This window comes from Bifidobacterium sp., from assembly GCF_022647885.1.
GTDB lineage: Bacteria > Actinomycetota > Actinomycetes > Actinomycetales > Bifidobacteriaceae > Bombiscardovia.
Genome location: NZ_JALCLM010000001.1, coordinates 2,269,752 through 2,287,382, shown reverse-complemented (window position 1 = coordinate 2,287,382; position 17,631 = coordinate 2,269,752). Strand labels below are relative to the sequence as shown.

The following is a 17,631-nucleotide window of genomic DNA, read 5'->3' as shown; positions in this document are numbered from 1 at the left end:
CTTTACCGTTTTCACAATTCTCTAGTACTCCTTGATGTTTTTTAGTGCTGATAATCGCATGCCGTATAGCCGATTGTGGTGCGAAAAGTTATAAGGATGTCTACGAGCATATCCACCCGAAGTGGATATGCGTTCGAATGATGCCGTTGTGCCTTAGCGACAGCGGTTCACACGCACCGACTAGTGCTCGGTGCATCCATACAAGAACAAAAGAGTATTGCTATGAAAGCATCCGCAGATGTGACACGGACTCATGCCTCGAACGGCATGTCGTCAACATCACCTTCACTAAAAACCAATTCGATATTATTTAAGTTCACCATTCTGAGCATTTCGCTTATTCTGGTGACTGGAACCTCAATCTCGCCAGCCTTGCCGTATATGGCTAAAACTCTTGGCGTCCATTCAGACTCGTCAATCAACCTTTTAGCCACTGTGCCTCAGGTGTTTGTCCTAATTTTTCTCTTATTATCACCTTCAATATCCAAGGCTATAGGTATCAAAAGAGCTATTATTCTGGGGCTTTGCTGCATCGCAGTTTCGGGAATTGGACCTATACTCTCTAACAGTTACTGGCTTATTCTCGTTTCGAGAATGCTGCTCGGTGCTGGTATGGGTATGTTTAATTCACTAGCTATCACCATTATCAATAGATTTTATGAGGGTGAAGAAGAATCCAGAATGTTGGGGTATCGAGGTGCCTGCGAACAGGTTGGTGCTACGGTGGCTACGCTTCTGGTGGGATTTCTGCTGAGCTTCGGTTGGCATAGTGCATTCCTGATTTATATGTTGGCGATTCCCATTGCCGTGTTGTTTTGGAAAGTTATTCCACAGCTACCTGAACCTGAAGAGAGCAATGCGCAGACTTCTGATAAGAGTAAGTCTCCCAAGAAGGTCAGCTTTGCCACATATTTCACACCAGGTACGATTGCGCTGTTCCTTTTGGTGTTTGTCATCGTGATGGTGAATATCCTGGTGCTGCTACAAATCCCCAGATTGGCTATAGCTCAGCACATCATGAGCGCACAGGACTCGAGTATCGCAGTTTCTTTGGCGACGTTGGGCGGTTTTCTGGGAGGCGTGGCTTTTGGCCGTGTTTACGGGAAGCTGCATGGCTATACCTTGCCAGCATTCCTCATCTTGTACGTAATTGGATTGATGATCCTGTACTTTGCCACCAATAGTGCGATGTTGATTGCTGGCAGTCTCGTAGCTGGATTCTGCGCAGCCACCACGATTTGCGGCTTCAATATGATCGTGATGCTGGTGCCAACACAAGCTCAGGCTGGCGCTAATACTCTGTTGCTGGTGGGATGCAATATTGGTTCGTTCTTGTCAACATATGGCATTGCTCTTTCACAGCGGGTTATGGGCAATACTGCTGGTGCTCCCATTGCTTTCTTCGCAATAGTATTAGCTGCCATAGCAGTTATTAGCACCGTTATCGTCAGAAAAACAACAGTCAAATTCTAAGAAAAGGTCTTGAAAGGGTGAGTGGTATGAACAATATTGTGCAAGGAAGCAACTACAGATTTACGTTGCTTACAGAGCGTTTAATTCGTTTGGAATACTCTTCTAGCGGTCAATTCGAGGATAGAAAAACACAGCTGGTAGCTAACAGAGAATTCGATCCGGTTGACTATGACGTTCAACAGGGCAGAAATGGCCACGAGATCGAGATTGAGACCAAGTTTTTTCATCTGTATTACGACGGCGGTCAGTTTGCTGCAAGCAATTTGCACATTGATGCTAAATACCAGTACACGCTCCACGACAGTCGTTGGTATTTCGGTGAGCATGTCAGTGGGAATCTCGGCGGTACCAACGCGACTCTGGATCTGGTTGACGGTGCCACGCCGATTGACGATGGCATCATGAGCCGTGATGGATATGCCTTTTTGGATGACAAGGATTCTTTTGCCATTGAGGACAATCATTTTGTTCATCGTCAGCAGGAAGAAGCAGACGGCTACTTCTTTGCCTATGGTCGAAACTATCGTGAAGAACTCTCCGATTACTATCGCTTGAGTGGCAAGACTCCACTCATACCCCGATATGCACTGGGGAACTGGTGGAGCAGATATTACCGTTATACGCAGCACGAATATCTCGATCTTATGGACAAGTTCGATTGTGAAAAGGTACCGATTAGTGTTGCGATGATTGATATGGATTGGCATCGAACAGATGATGTTCCAGCTCGTTTCGGTAGTACTTGGACTGGATATACGTGGAATCGTAAGCTTTTCCCTGATCCTTGGCGTTTCCTTCAGGAACTGCGCAAACAGCATAGGCATGTCTCACTCAATACGCACCCAGCAGGTGGCATCAGAGCATTTGAGGATTCCTACCCTGCTGTTGCGAAGGCTCTTGGTCTTGATACTGAAAAAGAGGAGCCTGCAATTTTTGATTTGGACGATCCTCAATTTAGAAAAGCGTATTTCGATGATGTTCATCACCCGATGGAAAAAGAGGGTGTTGATTTCTGGTGGTTGGATTGGCAACAAGGGTCTAGCCGCAGCAAAGACAAAGTCGAGCCGCTCTGGAATCTGAATCATTATCATTTTCTTGATAATGAGCGTTCGCATGATGGTGAAGGGCTAATTCTGTCGCGCTTTGCAGGTCCTGGCTCTCATCGCTATCCCGTTGGATTCTCCGGCGACACGGTCATTACCTGGGATTCGTTGAATTTTCAACCGTATTTCACTTCAACAGCCACAAACATCGGGTATACGTGGTGGAGCCATGATATTGGCGGACACATCTGGGGGAGCTTCGATCCTGCACTGTCTTTACGTTGGCTGCAGCTCGGAGTATTCAGCCCGATTAATAGATTGCATAGCTCTGATAACCCATTCTCTGGCAAAGAGCCGTGGAAATATCGTCAAGACGTTCGTGAATACATGGATGAATACTTACGGTTGCGCAACAGATTGGTGCCATATCTCGACAGCGCGAATATACGCACTCACTGCGAAGACCGCGCACTCATTGAGCCGTTGTACTATCGCTATCCTGATAATGAAGAAAGTTACCTGTACAAGAATCAGTACTTCTTTGGCAGCGAGTTGATGGTTGCTCCTATTACCACGCCACAAGATAAGAAACTTAACGTTGGATTCGTGGATGCCTGGATGCCCGAAGGCCAGTGGATGGATATCTTCACCGACTTGATTTATCAAGGAGATCGCGAAGATGTTGACCGTACTATGGTGTCGAGCACTAATTTGGATGGCCAATTTACAACTGGTGAGACCGCAATTCGTTTGGGACGAACGCTTGAGAATATTCCAGTTTTCGCCAAACTCGGTGCAATTGTGCCGATGACGGCGGATCCTATGCAGAATGCTGACGTCCTTCCAGAGCGCCTTGATATTCATGTGTATGGTAATAAAGACAATGACTATGTCATGTATGAGCATCTTAACCGGAGTATTGCATCGACGAAGATCAGCATTCGTGGTGGCATTGTCCATGTGGAATCAGAGGATCCAGACGGCATTATTCCTGAGGGACGGCGTCTGCATTTCAAGCTGCATGCTTTCTCTCTCGACGGTACTGGTGAGTTCACCTTGGCTAATGGGCAGACTTTCGAAGGGAAGCCCGAGAATGATGATCGTCAGCAAAGTAGAGCACGAGAGCAGTTGTTGCAACAGCTGCAGGGTGCTGAAATTCCGTATGAGGAAAAACGCGGGGTGCTCAAAAAAATCGATGATGATCTCACTTCGCCGGTCAATTTGGTGACTTACGCGCAGACCATCACTAATGTGAATCTACGATCAATCGTGGTTGAGTATGCTTCGCTGATCGGCTAGGTGTGTAGCTCAAGAAGATTGCTAACCAGAAATATTGTTGTTTGCATCTGTATTTGTAGCTGGCACTGGGATGTTCGGCAGGTGGATAGGTCAAGAAATCTCTTGACCTATCCACTTTCGTTTGTGCTGTTACTTCGCGAAGTTACACATTTCACGTATAAAACATGTGCATATTGGAAGTTATCCACGAAATTTGACCCGGCTGCTGTTATGGATGGATCTGCCATTTCCACGGAATTGAGTGGGGCAATGATGGAGCAGCATGTGTGCCAGCAGCTCATCGCGCAGCAGTTTATGCCATGCTATTGAGCCAGAGAGAATAATCAGACAGAGGCAGATTTTGTTATCGAGGCACAGAATACTGCGATACCCATAAAGGTTGAATCCGAGTTGAATCTGAAAGTCAAAAATTTGAAAAGTGCGGTCGAGAGATTCGGACTGCAACATTCAATCCGAGGCTTATGGATCATAAAGTATACCCACGGGTAATACATTGGGTAATACATGTTTGGGTTAATTGTAGGTAAAGCAAAACCCCTGAATCGTTGGAATCTCAACAAAACAAGGGTCATCTGCGGAGGATACGAGATTCGAACTCGTGAGGCTGTTACACCAACACGCTTTCCAAGCGTGCGCCATAGACCACTAGGCGAATCCTCCATGCACAAGGCTCAGTTGGAAGCGTGAGCATCCATGCCGCGAATCATGCAACCTGAATAAGATACCACGAGTCGGGGATGAATGCTCAATATTTCGGCGTGTGTAGGGAATCTATATTGATTTATCGATTCGTTGATTAGTTGAGTGAGGTTTTGAAATCATACGTTGAGCTAGCTGCATCGAATACTGTTGGTGGATTGTATGTGGAATTTGGAGTGTACCCTGTGCCTTTTGTGGCTTCATTGAGAGCTTTCTTCCACGAACCATCATCAACCATCTTTTTTAAGGCTGCATTGACCTTCGTTACCGTCGCAGTCTTACCTTTGGGAATCCCCACTCCGTAGCGCTCCTGAGTGAAGGGTTTACCTACAACTTTCAGTTGACCATCACCCTTCGCTGCAGCAAGACCGGCGAGAATGATGTCATCGGTAGTTACTGCATCAACGGTTCCTGAAATGAGTGCCGTGGTGCACTCAGCGAACCCGCTTTGTTCCATGAGCTGCACCTTCTGCGCGTAATGATCTTTGATAACCTGCGCCGATGTTGAGCCTGTGACGGAACATAGCTTTTTCCCGTCTAGAGAGTCGGGGCCAGTGATTGATGTATCAGTAGATCGAATCAGTAAATCCTGTCCAGCTACGAAGTATGGTCCGCCAAAATCCACCACCTTTTTACGATCATCGGTGATTGAGTATGTTGCAAACACCAGGTCAACGTCGCCATTTTCGAGCAATGTTTCTCGCTGTTTCGAGGGTGCTTCTTTCCAAACGATTTCGTCTGCGGAATATCCAAGTTCTTTTGCCACATATTTCGCCACGCTCACATCAAAGCCTGTGTAGGTGTTGCCATTCTTGTATCCAAGACCAGGTTGGTCGAATTTGATGCCGATGTTAATGGTGTGGGCGGATGCAGTATTTGTGGACGTGCTTGCGCAACCAGCTAACGGTGTCAGCATAAGTGCAGCTGCTGCTGCAGCAATAAATTTGATGCTTCTCTTCAATGTTGTCTCCCATTTTCCGGTTAATGCGACCGCCTTATGCGGTTGGAATGTTCGGCGTAGCAGCGTGTGAACTATAAGGTTTTCGAAACCACGTGCAGGACTTATTTCCACAATTGCTGATGCGCCAACTATCAAAAAGTATAAAAATGAAATGTAAATAATGCATTAATGAATTTTAATGAATAAAAATGAATGCAAATTGGTGTATCGTATCGACTAGATGCATCGTGTTAGGAGTCGCAACCTGAGTATTTGGAATCGTCAACATCCTGATATGAAGCATTGTTTACGACGGCACAGCGAGGGTAAGGATTCAACGATGGTTGCAAAATCGGCAACACTAGTAATGAACGAAATGATGCAACATGCCGTAGCGCAAGGGCGTTCAGTCATCAATCTAGGTTTCGGGGAAGCAGGTTTACCAGTGATGCCTGAACTGCGGAAAATCTTGTCTGCGGATTCGGCAAGAAATGCATACCCTGCCGTCCAAGGTTCCTATGCTGTCCGTAATGCTCTTTCTGGATATTTCACTAGGCGTGGGATACCTGCTGATGCAGACCATTGTTTAATGGCTCCCGGTAGCAAGGCTTTGCTTTTCGCATTGTTGCAAGCTTTGAAAGGCGATGTCGTGTTGTCTCGACCTTCCTGGGTGACCTATGCAGCTCAAAGTCACATGCTCAATAAACATTGTGTTTGGGTTGATGCTCCTGAAAGCGCTGGTGGAGTACCAGACCCTAAGTTGCTAGTTTCAGCACTTGACAGTGCTCGTCGTGCTGGCCAAAATCCCACCACTTTGTTGCTCACTTCACCAGATAACCCGAGTGGAACCGTGGCAGGAAGAACTGTCATTGAGCAGCTGGTGCACATTGCCAAAGAACAAAATCTGGCCATAATCTCGGATGAAATCTATCGCGATCTTGCATACGATCAAGTCAATTTCGTTAGCCCCGCACAGCTTGCCCCAGAGAGAACATTTGTGACTACTGGACTATCCAAATCAATGGCGCTCGGGGGATGGCGAATTGGCGCTGCTCTCTTTCCGCAAAATGCTTGGGGCGATGCAGTAATGCAGGAGGTAATTGGTACCGCATCTGAGATTTGGTCAGGCATGCCGATATTTCTGGAACCAGTGGCCGAGTATTGCTTTAGTGAACCATCCGACGTTTTGCAGTGGGTAAATGAAAGCAGACAGCTACACCAGCGGGTTTCGAATGAAATTCACCACATTATGGTTGATGCAGGGGCATCTTGTAGAAAACCTTCGGGGGCTTTTTATATCTATCCAACATTTCACGATTCTGAATTCGCCCATCGCCTAGGCGTCTCGGAAGATGAGTCCCTCAGCCATGAGCTCTTCGAACGTTTCGGTATTGCAGTGCTACCAGGAAGTGCATTTGGTGACCTCCCACAACGGATGGGCCTTCGTGTTGTGACCTCAATGATGTACGGAACAGATGATGAATCTCGTATGGAAACCATGAGGATGGCCGATCCTCTGCAAGCACCTAGTGTTAAAGACGGGCTCGAACGCGTCCACGAAGTGTTCGCTGGCGTACCATCTAATAGATGAAGCAGAAGGCAACACTGATACACCAAACGCACAGTGAGCAATCTACTGTGAGTTCAGATGTTTCTCCCAACTGCCCTCTAACGATCAGCAGACTAAGGGGCCTAAGAATGCGAGCGGGAAATTGACAGCGGATGTGTTGGAATCGTTTGAAAAACGTCTGCGCAGTTTGTCCTTAACACCGTCGCAACAGGCGCTCGCGTCAGTGGTATTGGATAATCCAGAGCGCGTTGCTATGTCAACAATTCATGTGTTGGCAGCAGACCTGGGTATCAATGAGTCCACTATTTCGCGTTTTGCCTTAGCGTTGGAACTTAAAGGATATTCAGAGCTCAGAAGTGTGTGCAGAGCTTTGGCTAGTAATCACTCTGGAATGTTATGGCGTTTTACGCATGGCGATAGCGCTCTGTCCGCTGGCACTCCTGATCGAGATAGTAATGCGGCACGTATGTCTCAACGTGAAGTGTTGGCTGCCCAAGACAGTTCCGCTATCACCACCAGTTTTGCAAGAATCGACGAACAATTATGGGATAACGTGGTCTCGCTTCTCAGCGGCGCTGAACATGTATCGGTGATGGGTTTGAGGCAATCCCAGTCTGTGGCCTCAATGTTGGTATATCTCTTGGGACTGGTTCGTTCCGACGTTGAGGATCTAACGGTGGGCGGAGCATCACATATTGATGCTCTGCGAAATCTTGCTTCATCGGATTGTGTTGTGGCTATTGCGACACGACCTTGCAGTAAAGATACAGTCAGAGTAGCCGAATGGTCCCGGAAACATGGTGTGCCGGTGATTGCTATAACTGACGAAGTTTTAGGTCCGTTAACCGAGTTTGCCGATTACACACTGCTAGCGAGTACTGACAGTGAAGCTGTTCTTTCATCAATGACAGCTTTAGTGTCGATAGTGCAAGCTTTGACCAACGATGTTGCTGTGGCGGATATTGACAGCACTCGTCAACATCTGGAACAGCAAGAAGATTTATTGAACTTTTTCGACGTGTATGCCAAGAAGAACATGTAACGCACTGTTGCTGCTAAGGGTGGATTTCGGTCTGCTGTGTAGCTAGTCATGAGATTTCGCAAAGATGCTTTGCACTAGCCACACAGCAGCGGTCGATCAACGATATATCTGTAATATCCGTAAAATCGAATATCTGTTAGTAGAACAGAATTACAACGTCCGGCCGAGCTCATCGGCTGCTCGCAGTGCGGAGGCAACATCGGCAGGAGTTACTTCGAAGGGCATATTGCCCATGGTGTCATCCTTGTCGCAGGCCAGCTGTCCCACTTGCAGCAAATCCTCATCGCTAGCATCTGCAACACCGATATCTTCCAGAGATACAGGCAGTCCAACCTCTCGGAAGAAGGCGTAGACTTCACGCAATTCCTCGATATCGCTGTTTTCGAGAACCATCTGTGCGAGTGTGCCGTATGCAACTTTTTCTCCATGCAACATAGAGTGAGTGCCATCCAGCGCTGTGAGCCCATTATGTATTGCGTGCGCTGCAGCTAAACCGCTGCTTTCAAAACCTAAGCCACTGAGCAGTGTATTAGCTTCGATGATGTTCTCTAGCGCAGCAGTCCTCACCCCTTTGCGTACAGCAGCTACGGCTTTCACTCCGTCTGCTAGTAGGGTATCGTGGCATAGCTGAGCTAAGGCGAACGCAGCATTAGTCGCGTGTCCACCGGCCATTGTGAGCGCAGAGGATTGCACGCAAGCCGCCGCTTCATAATATGTGGCGAAGGCGTCACCTAAACCAGAAACCAAAAATCTTACAGGTGCTTTGGCAATAAGCTCTGTGTCCATAATGACTGCCTCGGGGTTTTTGGGCAGTGGTAGATAGTGGTCGAAAGTGCCGTCGGCGGTGTACACCACTGAAAGACGCGAGCATGGTGCATCTGAGGATGCGGCTGTCGGCACGATGATCACCGGTTTGCCTGCGAAATGGGCAGAAGCTTTAGCGGTGTCTAGAGTTTTTCCACCGCCAATGCCAATAAGAGTGTCGTAGTCATCGGACTGGTCGCGGTGCTTGTCGATTTCTTCGACGGAGCATTCTCCGCCGAATACCTCGATACGGTAGTTGGTCCCTGCTTCTTCAAAACTTGACACGATGGTGTCGTGGTAGTGCTCGTCGATGAATGGATCAACGAGTAAATATGCTCCTGTGCTACCAATACCTTTATATTCCTTATCAAGAGATGAGAGTGCATTCTCTTGTTGTATATAACTTCCTGGTGAGCAAAGTACTTTTCGCATGGGTGATTCTCCTTCGAATCGCTGGTGTGCTGAGGGCGGCTATGGCCGTTTCTTGGTGATGAGGCCCCAACCCTAGTTTCAAGTATAACTTGCGTTTCAAGTGATTCTGAGAGATCGATGACTGTGCATGGAGTGAAAGATTTCATGGTTGTTTCGAAGTTTATCTCGACGTGCAGGGCATGAACAGTGTGATATGCAAGGCTTAAAACCTTAGAAACACTAAGCATTCATCAGTGAAGTGTAGATGAATGCAGCATGAAGATACACCAACACTGGATGAAATCTCTGCCGCTGCTGACGTGTGATTATTTCACTTCTCATAGTGTGAATTCGGTTCAATGGGCGCAGTCCTCGACGAGTGGAGTATCACCTTGCGCCAAAGGGAGTTTTGCAGAGACGCGAAGGGAATGACATGAAAACGAAGCTGGGAAGATTCATGAGTCGTATGGCAGCAGTGCTGCTTGCGACAAGCATGAGCGTCGCAGTTGGCTTGGTATCCACTCAGGCACAGGCTGCCACGGCGAGTGGTGCGAGCATTACAGGGGCAATGCCAGTGGTTATTACCGAGCTGGCTGTGAAAACGAGTAATGGCTCGTATACCGGCAGTGACGGCAGCAGCGTATCCGTCAATATCGGTGAATATATTGAGCTGAGCAATGTCAGTTCCAAAGCGGTGAATATCAGTGATTTGAGTCTGCAATACAATAACGTGGACTGGACGCCAGAAGCTTTCGACAATGCGGCGCAAGATTCGACTAAAGATGCACAAATACCTGCACATGGGACTGTTGTTCTTTGGGATAACTACGCTTTCGCAAATATGGAAGGCATTAGCCCGCGTTTGACCACGGCAGAGGATTTCGGCAATTTCTGGCAGAGTAAAGCTCAAAATATGCCACAACTGACCATGGGAACAAATCTGTTCACCATCTCTAAAGGTGCAGGAATGGCTAATAGTTCGGCGAGGAGTTTGGTTCTCACACAAAAATCCACACAAGCTACCAATACGGTGAGCTATGCCAGCAGCGGCGCGACTGATACCACGCTTAACTACACCTATGATGCTCAGGGCGTGGGAACTCTGTCGAGTGGCAATGTTGCTAGCCCTGGAAGTGTGCTTAGCGGTCAGCTTCCAGAGAGTTGGCCTCAAGCGGAAAGTCGCACAGTTACAGTCACAGATGCATCGATATCGCAAGATAATCTGAGAGATGACCAAGCCATCAATGTGAAAGCCAAAGTGAGCTCTTCCGACGGTTTGACAAATATTGCTTCGGTGCGTCTCTTTACTAAAACTAATGTGGATACAGACTTTAGCGATTCCACATTCGATGGTATGCAGGTCGGTGATGTATGGTCCTTTACTATTCCTGCTGGGACACTCACTGGAAAAACGAGTGTGGATTATGAGTTCGTGGCAACCGATCTGGATGGAGTTCGTACCATTGGTTCTGGTGCATCAATCACACTGACACCACAAGAACAGAATACTTATGGGAAAGCAACAGTTCCTCTAGCTATCACCGAAATTATGCCGGATACAAAAAACGTCGGTGGTTCTGATGGTTTCGAGTTCATTGAGGTCACTAACATATCAGAGAAGCAAATCGACTTCTCCAATAATTACACGCTGTATTATAGCTACCCAGATCAAGGGGATTCGGGTGATGTTGAGTGGCCAGCTCAGCAGAGTAATATCACCATTCCTGCTGGTAAGTCTGTAGTGTTCTGGATTGAGAATGGTCCTAACGACACTCTTACTGATGCTGACTTCAACCAGGCATTTGGGCTTAGTGGTGATCAGTCACTCACCATGGGCGCGAATCTCTTTGAGATAAAATCCGCTGGAATGGCAAACAACTCTGCTCGTGCTATCAAAATTCAAACCAAGACGAAAACCTTGGTGTCGAGCGCAAGTTATCCAGTGAACGCCTCAAAAAATCTGACTGGGGATACGCATTCACTGCAATATGTATATTCTGCTGGTGAGAACGAAACGAAAATCGTCAGAAGTGACCAGGCACCAACGCCGGGATCTGTGCAGAGCGACGATATTCGTGCGACGTCATATGCTTTCCCCTCGGCAACTCAAGTTCCAAGCGTGGTGGACACTACCCCCACCAGTTTCAGCTCCGATCAGGATGTGAAATACTCTTTTGAAGTTACATCGTCTTTGGCGATTAACAGGGTCACCTTATACACCAGACATAAGGGTGAAAGTGATGTTGTTGCTCACAATCTCACTAAAACCGCTGGTAGCGATGTATACAGTTACACAGAAAACAAGATTGACCTAGTTAAAGTACAAGCTATCGAATACTACCTCGAGGTTTCAGATGGCATCAATCCTGTACAGAACAGTGGTCAGAAAACTATCACCAGTAGCGATTACACAGATTCAGCTGTGCGTTTGAACGTTAAGGATGGTCAGTTCCTACGTGGCAAAGTGACACTCAGAGGTACCGGAACCGACAGTAACGATATGCCTGCACTCGCAGTTGATGGCACAGCAGTCGAATCTTCACAAACAACAGACTCGCTGGAATCAGAGCCCTATATCGCAGCAGAAATCACGCAGACTGACATTTTCTTCTTCAACTCTTTCACTACGAAAACGACCATCACTGGTACTCCTACTGAGGATGATTGGAAAGACAATGTGATAGGGAGTTTTGACGATGGCACCTACGGTGACACTCAAACTGTCTCATTCCCAGTTCCTCTTGAACAGATTCATGACAATACCCTTTCGTTGTATTTGAATGCTGGTACTAAATCGAGTGCCACCGACATTCTGGATGCTGCGGGAACCGTGAATTCAGAAAATGCAGATAACTATTTAGCGTCGAATATTCGTTTGGTTCTTCCTGACGGTACTCATGTGAAAGCCAGTAAGGCTGTAGCTGCTGTGAGTCCAGGAACTGAGGGAACGATTAGCGAGAAAGATGTTACCGATGAAGTGGGTAATGCCACGAATCAGCTGAAAATAGGGGACTCCGCTGGTCAATATGAATATATTCGGCTTGACTTTACCATCGACTCCAAGTCAGTGACATCCAAACAATATGTGTGGAACACTACGCAGCAAAGTGATGGGGAGCACACTGTCACCGCACAATCGCAGAGTGGTAGCGCTACCTCTAAGGTCATCGTTGATAACACCAAACCCACTATCGAACCTGAACTCACTGCCCAAGGTGGAGATGGAAATGTGCTACGGGGAAGCGTGGTCATCAACGCTACCGCGAAGGATGCAACATCGGGAATCCCTGCGACAGGGGAGTCAGGTGCTCTAAGCGCAACATTGAGCGATGGTGATGGTGAAGCAACCAGCATCACGCTGCCGTATGACACATCGTCTGCAAAGCTTTCCGCTGGTTTGCATACCGTAACTTTCAATGTCACAGACAACGCTGGTAACCAGACCACCAAGAAAGTCACATTTACCACATATGCCGAAAATCCTTCGATACTTTCGCTAGATAGTACAGCAGGCACGAAGAAACTTGATCCAACGCTTAGCGTCACTGCAAAGGGAAATTCGGGCGATAAGTTGAATGTGGCATTCTATGCAGGTGAGGAATATAAGCCAAGTAATCAGCAGCAGGTAAGTGTCACCACGGGGACTACCAAACAGTCTGGTTTGGCACAGGATGCATCTTCAGAATCGCTTGCTGAGAGTGACGCTGCGAAACTGGATGCGGCTGGAGATGGGAAGGTTATAGAAACGACTGCTACAGATAGTGGCTTCCCATATCAATCCTTCACGGTGACTGTTCCCTCTCAGTATGAGCAGGATGCGAATGCTGCGATCACGCTGCGTTGGAGTGGGAGCGCACAAGCTGGTGCTGATATCTACGCTTTCGTTAAAAACACCAGCACTGGTGCGTGGGATCAAGTGTCCAGAGTGAGTGCCGACAGCGAAGGTAATGCCAGTATTTCGCAACGCGTGGCAAACACGGATCATGTCGCTGACGGCAAGATGTCAGTCGTCGTACAGAATGGAGCAGGTTTCGCGGCGGGGAATCTGAGTGAAAATGACACAGAAGACACCAATCCTGACGGTCTGCAAAGTCCTGTTTCTGATTCCACTTCCACAATAAACGGTGCTGATGGCAATCCAGTGGTCACCATGAATGATGATGCGATTTCGCAGGATGACACTGCACGCAGCGATTATGACTTCACCTTCGCTTGGGAATCTGATACTCAGTATTACAACGCGAACTATGACAATGATGGTTACTACCAACATCAGTCAAATATCCACGATTGGTTGTTGAAAACTAAGAATGCCATGAACATTCAATATCTTTTCCACACTGGGGATATCGTTGATAACGCTGAGATTCCAGAGCAGTGGGAACGGGCTGATGAACAGTACAAGAAGTTGGATGACGCCAAGTTCCCTTATGGTGTGCTCGCTGGAAATCACGATGTGGATCACAAAAGCGAAGACTACGTCAATTATTCCAAGCATTTCGGTGCAAGCCGATATTCATCGAACCCTTGGTATGGCGGAAGCTTTGAGGATAACCGCGGTCACTATGACCTGATTTCTGCAGGTGGCATTGACTTTATAGTCGTGTCAGTTGGTTGGGGTGTTGAGGATGATGAAATCAACTGGATGAATCAGGTATTAGCGCAGTACCCTGATCGTGTAGCAATCCTGAACTTCCATGAGTATCTGCTCGCTTCTGGTGGTCTTGGGCTCATCCCTCAAGATATATACAAACGCGTTGTGGTTCCGAACGACAATGTGAAGATGGTGTTCTCCGGTCATTATCACAGTGCACAAAAGACGGTGTCACGAATCGACTCCGATGGGGACGGCAAAACTGATCGCAATGTGCTGAATCTGCTCTTCGACTATCAGGCTATGGACGAGGGTGGTATGGGCTTCCTGAGACTAATGCATGTGAATACGAAGAATGCCACAATGGAAGTGAGAACATACTCGCCTTCCATTCAGAAATATGGTTCACAAACTGTAGCCTCTTCGAGTTTCAAACCTTCGTATGAGCAATTTACCGTGGATTTGACAGAGCTGGGCATTCAACCGCAAACAGCGGAAACTTCACAAAAGCGTCTGTCAACCGATGCTTTTGCAGCAGATCTGCAAAGCAGCGCGTTAATCGGCACAAACGAAGCTATATCTGCGAAAGGCAGTGCGGCGCAACAGCGCAGTGGTTTGGTGAGAGGCTTGAGCTCAGAAAACAAGACTCTTGTCGAAGACGCTGAAGATGCTGCTACAGCAACAGTAACGTGGAAAGATGCACTAGCAGGAACACACGGGTGGTATGCGGTGGTGACTAATCAGTTTGGAGGCTCGACTACTACACGGGTGTCATACGTTTCTGCGACCGGTAAGAGTTCATCATCAGATAATGATGGCAGTGGCCAAGATAATGGTTCGAACGGTGATAATGATGGTGGTGGTAGCAATGGTCAGAGTGGAGCTGGATCGGATACTGGGCACTCTGGTGGCACTACTCAGCATGGTAGTGGTAGTGGTAGTGGTAGTGACAGCGCAGCTAAAGGTAACGCTACAGATTCGGATTCCAAACCCCTTGCAACACAGAAGACAAATATATTGCAAGAGCGCCTGGCAAAGACTGGAACGAATTCACTACTTATCGTAGCTGCCATAGTGCTCTTAGCATTATGCGGAGTTGGGCTGCGCTGGTTTAAGGCGGTTAACAAGTAGACAAGTAAACAAGCTGCAAGTTGTAGCTACACAAGAGGGTCATGTTCGTTGGTGATACAAACCAATGTTGAACATGGCCCTCATTGTAGATGTTGCACAAAACTTAGCGGTAACTTGTATCTAATTACCATCACCTGAGTATTGTGGCGGGTAGAGCAAAGAGCAGGTCGGTTATTAGGTGATAGTAGAACATACTGGGCCAAAAACCGACAACACAACAACGGACAGGACGGATTAATGAAGATCGCGGTTGCTGGTACAGGATATGTCGGGTTATCGGTAGCATTGCTGCTGGCGCAACACAATGATGTGCACGCTTTAGATATCATCCCCGAAAAGGTTGAAATGCTCAATAATGGGAAAAGTCCCATTGTAGATACAGAGATTACAGCTTTCCTTGACGACGACAAATCAGGGAAACGGCCCCTCGGTTTTACGGCCACGCTGAATCCAAAAGAAGCTTACGAAGGTGCAGATTTTGCTGTGGTTGCGACCCCGACCAATTATGATTCGCAGCAAAATTACTTTGATACTTCTAGTGTGGAAGCAGCAATCAGTGCTATTCGCGAAGTAAATCCGACAGCTTGGATCATTATCAAGTCCACCATTCCTGTTGGATACACTGAGCATTTACGCACTCGTCTTGGTGACGAGCGTTTACTCTTTTCGCCGGAGTTCTTACGTGAGGGTCATGCACTCTACGACAATTTGCATCCATCGCGTATTGTGCTTGGTGCTCCGACTGACAACCAACAAGCCGTTACAGCGGCACATACTTTTGTTGATTTATTGGCACAGGGAGCTGACCCTGCTGAGTCCTCGCGTCATAATGATGATGGTAGCCAGGGTATCCCGGAACTTGTCGTGGGTACTACTGAGGCTGAAGCAATCAAGCTTTTTGCTAACACGTATTTAGCGTTGCGAGTCGCATATTTCAATGAACTTGATACTTATGCCGAAAGTCGCGGGCTTTCAACACGAGAAATCATTAACGGTGTCTGCCTTGATCCGCGTATCCGGTCAGATTACAATAATCCCAGTTTCGGATACGGTGGTTACTGCCTACCTAAAGACACTAAACAGTTGCTTGCTAATTACTCCGAAGTACCGCAGAATCTCATTTCTGCAATCGTAGATGCTAATCGCACTCGTAAAGACTTCATTGCTACCGAGATTGAAGAGCGCATCCAAGGTATTGAGAATCCGGTTGTTGGCGTGTATCGGTTGACGATGAAATCAGGGTCAGATAATTTCCGTCAATCTGCAATTCAAGGTGTTATGAAGCGGGTCAAGGCGCGAGGTGTGACGGTTCTCGTGTATGAACCGACAATGAAAGACGATGAGTTCTTTGGTAGTGAGGTCACCAAAGATCTTGAAGACTTCAAGCGCCGAAGCAATGTGATTGTAGCCAACCGTTGGAATACAGATCTGGCTGGTGCAGAAGAAAAGATATATACCAGGGATTTGTTCAAGAGGGACTGAGGAGGTTCCTGGTGTGGCTGTGCACCTACTGAATTGTCGTTATCATGGTGGATGTTGTTGGAATAGAGAGAGAAAGCTGCGTAGCTGATTTTGAATGCGGTAGGGAGATAGTGGATGAGTGTTGTGCAGGGTGAATCGCCTGACCAATATGTGAGTAAGGAGTCAGAGGTATCGGATGTTGCAGTGCTTATCCCCTGCTTTAACGAAGCGATAACGATAGAGAAAGTCGTCAGGGATTTCAGAAGAGCGTTACCGCTCGCAACGGTCTATGTCTACGATAATAATTCATCCGACGATACAGCCCAGATCGCCGCGGATGCCGGTGCGGTTGTGCGAAGTGAACCACGACAAGGCAAAGGCAATGTGGTACGTTCCATGTTCAACGAAATTGACGCTGACGCTTACATCATGGTGGATGGTGATGATACCTATCCGGCTGAAAGCGCACCTGAAATGGTGAAAAAAATCATCGGTGGTTATGACATGGTCGTCGGCGACCGATTGAGTTCCACATATTTCGAAGAAAACAAACGCGCTTTTCATGGTTTTGGCAACAAATTGGTGAGATGGACCATCAATGCAATGTTCCACTCCGATGTGCGGGACATCATGACCGGTTACCGAGCCTTCTCTCGGCAGTTTGTGAAGACCTACCCCTGTCTCTCCAAGGGTTTTGAGATTGAGACCGAAATGACGATACATTCTTTGGATAAGAATGTGCGGATTTATGAGTTGCCTGTGCAATATCGGGACCGGCCCGAAGGCTCAGAAAGCAAACTCGATACCTTCGGTGATGGTATTAAGGTGCTTTCGACCATTTTCCATATGATTCGTGAATACAAGCCGCTTCCTTTCTTCGGTATTCTGGGTGTGATTTTCGGTATTTGGGGTTTTGGCATATTCCTTCCCGTAGTGTTTGAATTCTGGAGAAGCGGTTTGGTCCTGCGCTTTCCGACCCTGATCGTGTCCGTGCTGCTAATGCTCCTCGGTATCCTGATGGTGGTCACCGGCATTATTTTGGATGTGCTTGCTGAACAGGACAGGAAGCGTTTCATTGTCGATAGCAATATGTTCATGCAATTCCGCAATTAGGATGAAGTCCGGCCTGACGTTGGAAGCTACGAGTGTGGCCACGCTTCGGTG

General features: G+C 47.5%; 9 protein-coding genes and 1 tRNA gene. 7 read left to right on the top strand and 3 right to left on the bottom strand.

Annotated elements, in window-relative coordinates; translation table 11 throughout:
- Positions 1-222 precede the first annotated feature (222 nt).
- Both LKI20_RS09585 and LKI20_RS09580 read left to right on the top strand, forming a co-directional pair.
- Positions 223-1,473, top strand: coding sequence for an MFS transporter (locus LKI20_RS09585; RefSeq protein ID WP_291773158.1), 1,251 nt, complete (start codon positions 223-225; stop codon positions 1,471-1,473).
- Between the two features lie 26 nt (positions 1,474-1,499).
- Positions 1,500-3,815: a TIM-barrel domain-containing protein gene (locus LKI20_RS09580; RefSeq protein WP_291773156.1), complete on the top strand. Its 2,316-nt coding sequence runs from the start codon at positions 1,500-1,502 to the stop codon at positions 3,813-3,815.
- A gap of 575 nt (positions 3,816-4,390) precedes the next feature.
- Here the strand turns inward: LKI20_RS09580 and LKI20_RS09575 are convergent.
- A tRNA-Ser gene (locus LKI20_RS09575) sits at positions 4,391-4,475 on the bottom strand.
- A 136-nt stretch (positions 4,476-4,611) separates the two neighbouring features.
- Positions 4,612-5,430 carry a glutamate ABC transporter substrate-binding protein gene (locus tag LKI20_RS09570; RefSeq protein ID WP_291773533.1) on the bottom strand — a complete coding sequence of 273 codons (819 nt, stop codon included), beginning with the start codon at positions 5,428-5,430 and terminating at the stop codon, positions 4,612-4,614.
- Positions 5,431-5,794: 364 nt separating this feature from the next.
- Between LKI20_RS09570 and LKI20_RS09565 the strand changes: the two genes are divergently transcribed.
- Both LKI20_RS09565 and LKI20_RS09560 read left to right on the top strand, forming a co-directional pair.
- Positions 5,795-7,045, top strand: a complete 1,251-nt coding sequence (locus tag LKI20_RS09565) for a pyridoxal phosphate-dependent aminotransferase (protein WP_291773154.1) — start codon at positions 5,795-5,797, stop codon at positions 7,043-7,045.
- 136 nt (positions 7,046-7,181) lie between these two features.
- Positions 7,182-8,066, top strand: a complete 885-nt coding sequence (locus LKI20_RS09560) for a MurR/RpiR family transcriptional regulator (protein ID WP_291773152.1) — start codon at positions 7,182-7,184, stop codon at positions 8,064-8,066.
- Between the two features lie 150 nt (positions 8,067-8,216).
- On the opposite strand, the gene LKI20_RS09555 is transcribed toward LKI20_RS09560, so the two are convergent.
- Entirely contained in the window at positions 8,217-9,302 is a 1,086-nt protein-coding gene (locus LKI20_RS09555) for a glycerol dehydrogenase (protein WP_291773150.1), read from the bottom strand.
- Positions 9,303-9,714: 412 nt separating this feature from the next.
- On the opposite strand from LKI20_RS09555, the gene LKI20_RS09550 reads away from it, so the two are divergent.
- The 3 genes from LKI20_RS09550 (at position 9,715) to LKI20_RS09540 (ending at position 17,580) form a co-directional block, all read left to right on the top strand.
- On the top strand, positions 9,715-15,006 hold the full coding sequence (locus tag LKI20_RS09550) for a metallophosphoesterase (RefSeq protein ID WP_291773148.1): 5,292 nt from the start codon (positions 9,715-9,717) through the stop codon (positions 15,004-15,006).
- 237 nt (positions 15,007-15,243) lie between these two features.
- Positions 15,244-16,488, top strand: coding sequence for a UDP binding domain-containing protein (locus LKI20_RS09545; protein WP_291773146.1), 1,245 nt, complete (start codon positions 15,244-15,246; stop codon positions 16,486-16,488).
- A 114-nt stretch (positions 16,489-16,602) separates the two neighbouring features.
- Positions 16,603-17,580, top strand: a complete 978-nt coding sequence (locus tag LKI20_RS09540) for a glycosyltransferase family 2 protein (RefSeq protein WP_291773144.1) — start codon at positions 16,603-16,605, stop codon at positions 17,578-17,580.
- Positions 17,581-17,631: the final 51 nt, after the last annotated feature.

Excerpts from the sequence above, each read along its gene's own strand:
- LKI20_RS09585 (WP_291773158.1), top strand. The coding sequence starts at position 223 with ATGAAAGCATCCGCAGATGTGACACGGACTCATGCCTCGAACGGCATG.
- LKI20_RS09580 (WP_291773156.1), top strand. The coding sequence starts at position 1,500 with ATGAACAATATTGTGCAAGGAAGCAACTACAGATTTACGTTGCTTACA.
- LKI20_RS09570 (WP_291773533.1), bottom strand. The coding sequence starts at position 5,430 with ATGCTGACACCGTTAGCTGGTTGCGCAAGCACGTCCACAAATACTGCA.
- LKI20_RS09565 (WP_291773154.1), top strand. The coding sequence starts at position 5,795 with ATGGTTGCAAAATCGGCAACACTAGTAATGAACGAAATGATGCAACAT.
- LKI20_RS09555 (WP_291773150.1), bottom strand. The coding sequence starts at position 9,302 with ATGCGAAAAGTACTTTGCTCACCAGGAAGTTATATACAACAAGAGAAT.
- LKI20_RS09550 (WP_291773148.1), top strand. The coding sequence starts at position 9,715 with ATGAAAACGAAGCTGGGAAGATTCATGAGTCGTATGGCAGCAGTGCTG.
- LKI20_RS09545 (WP_291773146.1), top strand. The coding sequence starts at position 15,244 with ATGAAGATCGCGGTTGCTGGTACAGGATATGTCGGGTTATCGGTAGCA.
- LKI20_RS09540 (WP_291773144.1), top strand. The coding sequence starts at position 16,603 with ATGAGTGTTGTGCAGGGTGAATCGCCTGACCAATATGTGAGTAAGGAG.